Origin of the sequence: Rubrivirga sp., from assembly GCF_049648075.1 — a bacterium.
GTDB lineage: Bacteria > Bacteroidota > Rhodothermia > Rhodothermales > Rubricoccaceae > Rubrivirga.
Genome location: NZ_JBARYR010000168.1, coordinates 1 through 6,373, shown reverse-complemented (window position 1 = coordinate 6,373; position 6,373 = coordinate 1). Strand labels below are relative to the sequence as shown.

Annotated in this window: 3 protein-coding genes; all 3 read right to left on the bottom strand. The window is 66.6% G+C overall.

Translation table 11 applies throughout. The features are described from left to right. Positions 1–530, bottom strand: a 530-nt coding sequence (locus tag WBA11_RS04845) for a PorV/PorQ family protein (protein ID WP_424519591.1), incomplete at its 3' end; no start/stop codon positions are given. 39 nt (positions 531–569) lie between these two features. Next, complete coding sequence (locus WBA11_RS04840) at positions 570–2,744, bottom strand: hypothetical protein (RefSeq protein ID WP_424519590.1); 2,175 nt, start codon at positions 2,742–2,744, stop codon at positions 570–572. A gap of 82 nt (positions 2,745–2,826) precedes the next feature. Beyond that, the gene (locus tag WBA11_RS04835) at positions 2,827–6,027 is read right to left on the bottom strand and encodes a TonB-dependent receptor (protein WP_424519589.1); all 3,201 of its coding nucleotides are present in this window, start codon (positions 6,025–6,027) and stop codon (positions 2,827–2,829) included. Positions 6,028–6,373 lie beyond the last annotated feature (346 nt).

The following is a 6,373-nucleotide window of genomic DNA, read 5'->3' as shown; positions in this document are numbered from 1 at the left end:
ATGTCCTGGGTCACGTACTTCGCCTGCCCGCCGACTGAGAACCGGTCCGTCACGGTTCGGGCGTAGCCCAAGCCGATCGCGAACGCGGTCGGGGAGAACGTTCCCAAGTCACGGAAGCCGGCTTCGGTGCTCGCGTCGAACACGGTCTCCTGAAGGTCCCCGTAGTCGACGGCCATGACCGAGACGCCAAACGTGCCAAAGCGGCCGCCACCAGGGGCGAACGCGACGGCGCCGTGGTTGTAGTCGATGTCCGCGATCCACCCGGTCTGGCCGAGGAAGACGCCAGCGCCGCCTTCCGAACGGGCGAGGCCGGCCGGGTTATAAAACAGGGCGCCTGCACCCGTTGTCAACGCTGTCGCGGCCCCACCGAGCGCGGAGGCCCGAGGGTCAGCGGAGACGCTGAGGAACTTCATGCCGGACTGGGCCAGCTTGTCTCGGTCTTCGACCTGCTGGGCAGACGCGGCGGGAGCCGTCAAGACGGCCGGGGCAGCGAGGACGACCAGCGCGGCGATCCGAGCGAGCGTAGACATCGTCATAAGTATTGGGGCGGGGGGCGTCCTCGAGGGCGCTTAGCGGACGATGACGAACTTGCGGGTGGCCTGCTCGCCGGCTTGAAAGAGCACGGCGCCGGACTCGAGGTCGACGACGTCTTCGGTGACCGTGATCACGGCGATGTACAAGCCGCTCGCGACGACCTGCCTCGAGGACGTCGTGTGGTCCCAGAACTCGTCGCCACTCCCGTCGGTGTGCTCGATGGTGTCGACCAGCTCACCGAGCTCGGTGTAGATGTCGATCCGACAGATACCGGGAATGTTGAAGAACGCGAGCTTGTCGTTGCGGTCCGGGAATCGCAACGCGGTATCGCCGCCCAACCCTCGGCTGGCACCGATGTAGAACGGGTTCGGGACGACGCGGATGTCCTCCAAAGCCTCGCCCTGCTGGCGCTTCAGGGTCGCGCCGTCGTAGGTCTGCGTCGCGTAGCGGGAACTCCTCAGGTCTCGTCCGACCGGCGTATCGGCGCGGCCGTCGTTGATGGACCCGTCGAGGACGGCCTGGATGTAATAGAAGTAGTTGACGCCACGGACCGGGGAGGTGTCGGCGTAGGTCGTCTCGCTCGGGCCGAGTTCGGCGACCAAGGTGTAGGCGCTGTCGCGGCTCGTCGACGTCCGGTAAACTTCCCACCGGTCGGGCTGGGGGCCGTTGATGTTGGGCTCCCAGTTCAGCACGATGCGGTCACCGCCACCAGCGACGTCGAACGTCAAGGGTGGGGCGGGTGGCTGCGGGATGTCGAAGTCGGCGTCGTAGTTGGCGAGGGCTCGGTTGAACGTCTGGAAGAGCGAGTCGCGGCTGGTGAACACCCACTCGTTCTTGGTCTTGGTCTCGCCGTTGTAGGTCAGGCCAGCGTTCGAGTCGTTGCCCGAGTCGCGGAAGGCTCGGCCGATCGCAGCGTTCGCCTCGCGGCTCAGGCCCGCGCTGCCCTCTGCGATGACGAACCGGACGCTCTCGCCGGGAGCCAGGGTGTACGGCCCGTAGCCGTTGCCGAACGAGTACCCTCCGGAGTTGGCCTGGCCTTCTGCTGCGGACGGGTCGCGCGTTGGGTTGAGGAAGCCCGGCAGGCCCGAGGGCTCGACGGCGATCGCGTGGCGGGGCGATTTGTTGCCCTGCGTCATGACGCCGTACTCGACCGTCATCCGGCCAATGCTGAACGGGTCGTTGTTGGACTGGAACGGATCGTCGGAGCCGACCCAGTTGGTCGTAGACGGCTGCGACGGATCATCAGAGTCGTCGCCTGGACCGGCGTCGGCGTGGAGCGTGACGGTGCCGGCGAAGGCGCTCGCGCCCAAACGGCCCAAGGTGTCAGCGGGGGAAACGTTGAGCGCGTCGCGCTGGATGGAGCCGCCCAAGTTGTCGTAGCTGACCTCGCGGCCGGGGAACAGGCCGTGCCACGAGAACTGGGCCCGGAACTGCTCGCCCTCCGGATCCGGGCGGGTCCCGTCGCCGCGGGCGTCGTTCATCGTGTTCTTACCCCAGCCCGTCGGGTTGCCGATCACGAACCGAGTCTCCGCCGCCACCGCCAGGCGGTACTGGAGGTAGGCCATGACGCCCTCGAGGGTCTGGTTCGGGAGCTCGATGTCGGGGTCGCCGTCCGTGTTGCCCGTGTTCGTCAGGACGTACTCGATAACGTGGTAGTTGTCGTGGAACTCCTGGCTGAACTGCATCACGCGGCGTTGCATGGTGATGCCCAACACCGTGTTGACCTCGCTGATCAGCATAAAGTCCGGCTCCATGTCGGGGTCCACGCGGTCGACGACCATCGCGGCCGAGGCGAACGACTGGTCGCCGTCGACGGTGACGACGGTGAGTGGGTACTTGCTCACCAGCTCGAACTGGACCGGGAACATCTCGCCGACGCCGGGGACGCGCGGGCCGACGTGGGCGACGCGCACGGGGTAGGACGTCCCGAACTCGTCGGTCACGTTCCTGGCCCCGATCCACAGGCCTTTGGCGGCCTGCATGTCCGAGAAGTCGTAGACGCCGGGCCAGCGCCAGCCGTACTGCTGCTCGCGGACCAGGCCCTCCTCGATCTCGCTGCCGGCGGACGAGTACCAGTTGTGGAACGAGCCGCCCGAGATCCACTTGGTCTGGAACTGAGCGTGGGCTCCCGGCGCCAGCGCGAACGCCAGGACGAGGAGAGCGAGGCCGGACAGGCGCGCGGTCGGCCGCGCAGGTAAGGCAAGATGCATGAGTCGGGAGTCGGCCGGCGGGGGCGGGTCCGTCCTCGAGGGCGAGTGCAGCGCTACGCGGTGCCGTCCTCGAGGACGAGTCTTACAAGCTGATGCGGACGCCGAAGAAGATGTCGCGGGGGTTCAAGAAGTTGAGGTACCCCTGGTTCGGCATGTCGATGTAGGCCTTGGTGTCCAAGACCTCGTCGACGCGGCCCTGGTCGGCGGGGACCCAGGCGCCGTCACGGAAGACGATGTAGCTCTCGGTCTCGCGCTCGAAGTAGATCGTGTCGAGGTCGGGATTGGGCAACGTCCCGCGCGCTTGGATCGGGATGAGCGGCTGGTAGTCGATGCCGTTCGGGCGGTAGTCACCGACCACGTCAGTGCCTGGGATGTTGGAGTAGTCGCCCTCGGGGAAGTGCAGGCTCGCGAGGTAGGCGTTGCGGTCGTTGCCGTCAATAGCACCGTGAGGAACCCCAAGGTCGAACCCCATCTGCTGACGGTTGAACACGTTGAACACGTCGGCGAAGAACGAAACGGCCTGGCCGCCGACGGCGAACGTCCGCTGGAACCGCATGTCGAACGACCACGAGTCTCGGATATCGACGTTGTTGATCACGCCCGGCGCGGCGACGCCGTTGTCTCCCCACGTAAACTGGCCGCCGTCTTGCCAGCGGCCCAAGAGTGACGTGCGCCATCCGGCGAGCGGGCGGAAACCGCCGAGGCTCGGGCCGAAGTCGGCCGGCGTGAACAGGTCGAGATTGAACCGGCCGAACGGGCGGGGTACGGCGCGAAATGCGGCCCGGCGCCGTACAGCGTCGCTCTCCTCCTGCTCTCGCTGCGTCGTCGAGTTCTCGAACACGTCGACGAACCCGAAGTAGCCGCCCTGGCGGACGTCGTAGGTGTAGTTGACGAACCCACGGACGAACTCGCCGGCCGTCTTCTGGAACGTGACCTCGAAGCCTCGGATGTCGGAGTAGCTGTTGGGCTCGGAGCGGTTATAGCTCACCCGGCCGTCGCGGCTGTTGTACGTGACCAGACGTGGTTCGAGCGAGACGTCCTTGTAGTAGCCGGCCACCCTTGCTGAGAACGCGCCGCCGAACGACTGCTCGTAGCCGAGCTCATAGGCGATGGTCCGCGGAAGCGGGTTGTTCGGGTCCGCGAGCTGAGTCACCTGTCCGCCCACCGAGAACGCGCGGACGACGTAGAGCCGGTCTGAATCTGGAAGCGAGCGGAAGTGGCCGTAGTTGAAGTACAACTTGCTCATCTCGGTCACCGGGAACGAGACGCCCAGTCGCGGGCTCAGCGTGACGATGCTCCGCGCAGAGCTCGTAGTCAAGAGGGAGTCGAGCGAAGCGGCCGCGTTGCCCTCCTCGTCCAGTGGGATGCCGGCCAGGACCGGGTCAAACAGGTTGTAGTCGTACCAGTCGCCGCCGGCCGTGAAGTAGTCGAGACGCAAGCCGAGGTTGGCGACCATCCCGTCGAGCTCGAGCTTGGTCTGGGCGTAGCCGGCGGCGCGGATCGGCGTCTCGTCCCAGACCGTCCGCGCGTTGCTGGAGGTCAGGAAAGAGTCGATGCGGGCGTAGTTGATCTGGCTCCGCGTCAGGCTGTACTCCAGTCCCGTCTTGACCTCGGCGAACCGCGTGAGTTGGTTCGTGTAGTCGGCCTGGACGTTGTAGACCGTTACCTGCGAGGAGTCGCGCGCGTTCGACATGCCGACGCCGGTGCGGAACCCGTTGACGCCCTCGGACGGGAACGGCTGCCATCCGAACGGGGACTCGTCGAACCCGACACCGCCGAACGAGGCGACGACCGTGGAGTCTCGGCGGGGTCCTGGGTTGGTGTCATAGCGCGACTCGAACCGGTTCATCCGAATCTGGTAGACCGACGTCGCTGAGAGTGCGTGGGAAAACTGGGCGCCGATCTGGTCATAGGTCGTCTGCGACGGTCCCCAGTAGTCACCCGAGTAGATCCGGCTCTCGATAAAGCTCACGTTGTTGAGTTGGCTCGCGATCGAGCCCGCCGAGCGGAAGATGCTGGACTGGCCCGTCGCGACAGCACCAGAGCGAGTCGAGGCGGTTCCGGCTTGAGTGCCGACCCGGCCTTCGACGCTGAGTTTCATGCCCGGACCCACGTCGCTGGTCAGCTTGAGGTGGGCCGTCTGCTCGTCGTAGGCGTCGGTGTGGAGCGGCAAGAGGTAGACGTCTTCCTCGCGTCGAAAGGAGCCGAAGAAACGGAGGTTGCCCAGGCGCTGGGCGCCGGGGACCGGCCCGCCGACGCCGAAGTCGACCTCGTAGTCGGGGGTCGTGATCTCGAACGACTTCCGGTGCTGGAACATGAACGCGTCCATCAACGCCTGCGGCGTCATGTCGTTGGTCGGGTCGTCGTCGGCCAGGAGCCCGGCCGAGATCGAGTTCCAGCCCTCGAAGATGGGGAATTGATCCCGTGTGGCCTGGGACCACGGGCCGGAGAGCGTCCCGACGAAGGCGACGTCGGGGTCGGTGTAGGGCCGGATCCAGTACGAGTCGAGGTCGCTGGCCAACCCGCCGAAGTTCTTCTGGGCCGGCGGGCTGTACCGCGTGCGGACGTCGACCTCGTAGCGGTTGGGGTCGCCCTCCTTGGTGACCACGTTGACGACGCCGGAGCGGACGTTGCCGTACTCGGCGTTGAACCCGCCGGTCTGGACCTGGACCTCCTCGACGGAGGCGAGGCTGATGTTGGTGAACGGCGAGTTGTTGCGCTCGTCGCGCAGCGTCAAGCCGTTGACCTGGAACGCGACCTCGTCGGCGCCCGAGCCACGGATGTTGAACCCGTCCTGGACGCCGGCCTGGAGCTGGACCGCGTCCTCGATGGACGCGACCGGCAGGGCCGCGATCTCCTCGGACCCGATGTTCGCCCTCGAGTTCGACACGTCGGTCTCGACCGGCGGGCGCTCAGCGCGGACGATAACCTCCTCGATCTCGTTCGTGGCCGAGACGAGGGTCGCGTCGAGGTTCGTCGTCTGGCCGATGGCGACCTGGACGTTCTCCGTCACCTGGGTCGCGAGGCCGATGTAGCTCACGCGGACGGTGTACGTGCCGGCGCGGACGTCGAGGATGGTGTAGTACCCGTCGATGTCGGTCGTGGCGCCACGCGAGGACTCGACGATAAAGACCGTGGCGCCGATGACGCCCTGGCCGCTGTCGTCGGTGACGCGGCCGGAGATCTTGCCCGACGATTGGGCGGAGGCGGGGGCGATCGCCGCGAGCCCGAAGGCCAAGACGAACGAGAAGACGGCAGTGCGAAGCGCAGTGGCAACGGGCATCGGCGGGCCGGAGGCAGTAGGGGCCGGAAGCGGTTTCGTCCGCCACGAGTCCGTGACGGCGGTCGGCCAATATGGAGACCACACGTAGTGAATGGCAACCCCATTTGGGGCCTTTCGGCTGACACTGGTAACGTTTCCACGTGCGTACCGTGCAAGTCCGCCCTATACAGTGCCTCGACTGATGCTGACCGACCGTCTCCGACCCTCTTTTTGTGTTCTCGCGCTCATCCTATCGGGCTGCGGAGCCGCGATCCCCGCCGTCGAGCCCGCGCCCGACCCGGCTCCGCCGCCCATCGTGACGCCCGCCCCGCCCCGCGCACCTGGCGTCGAGGTGACGTCCTCGAGG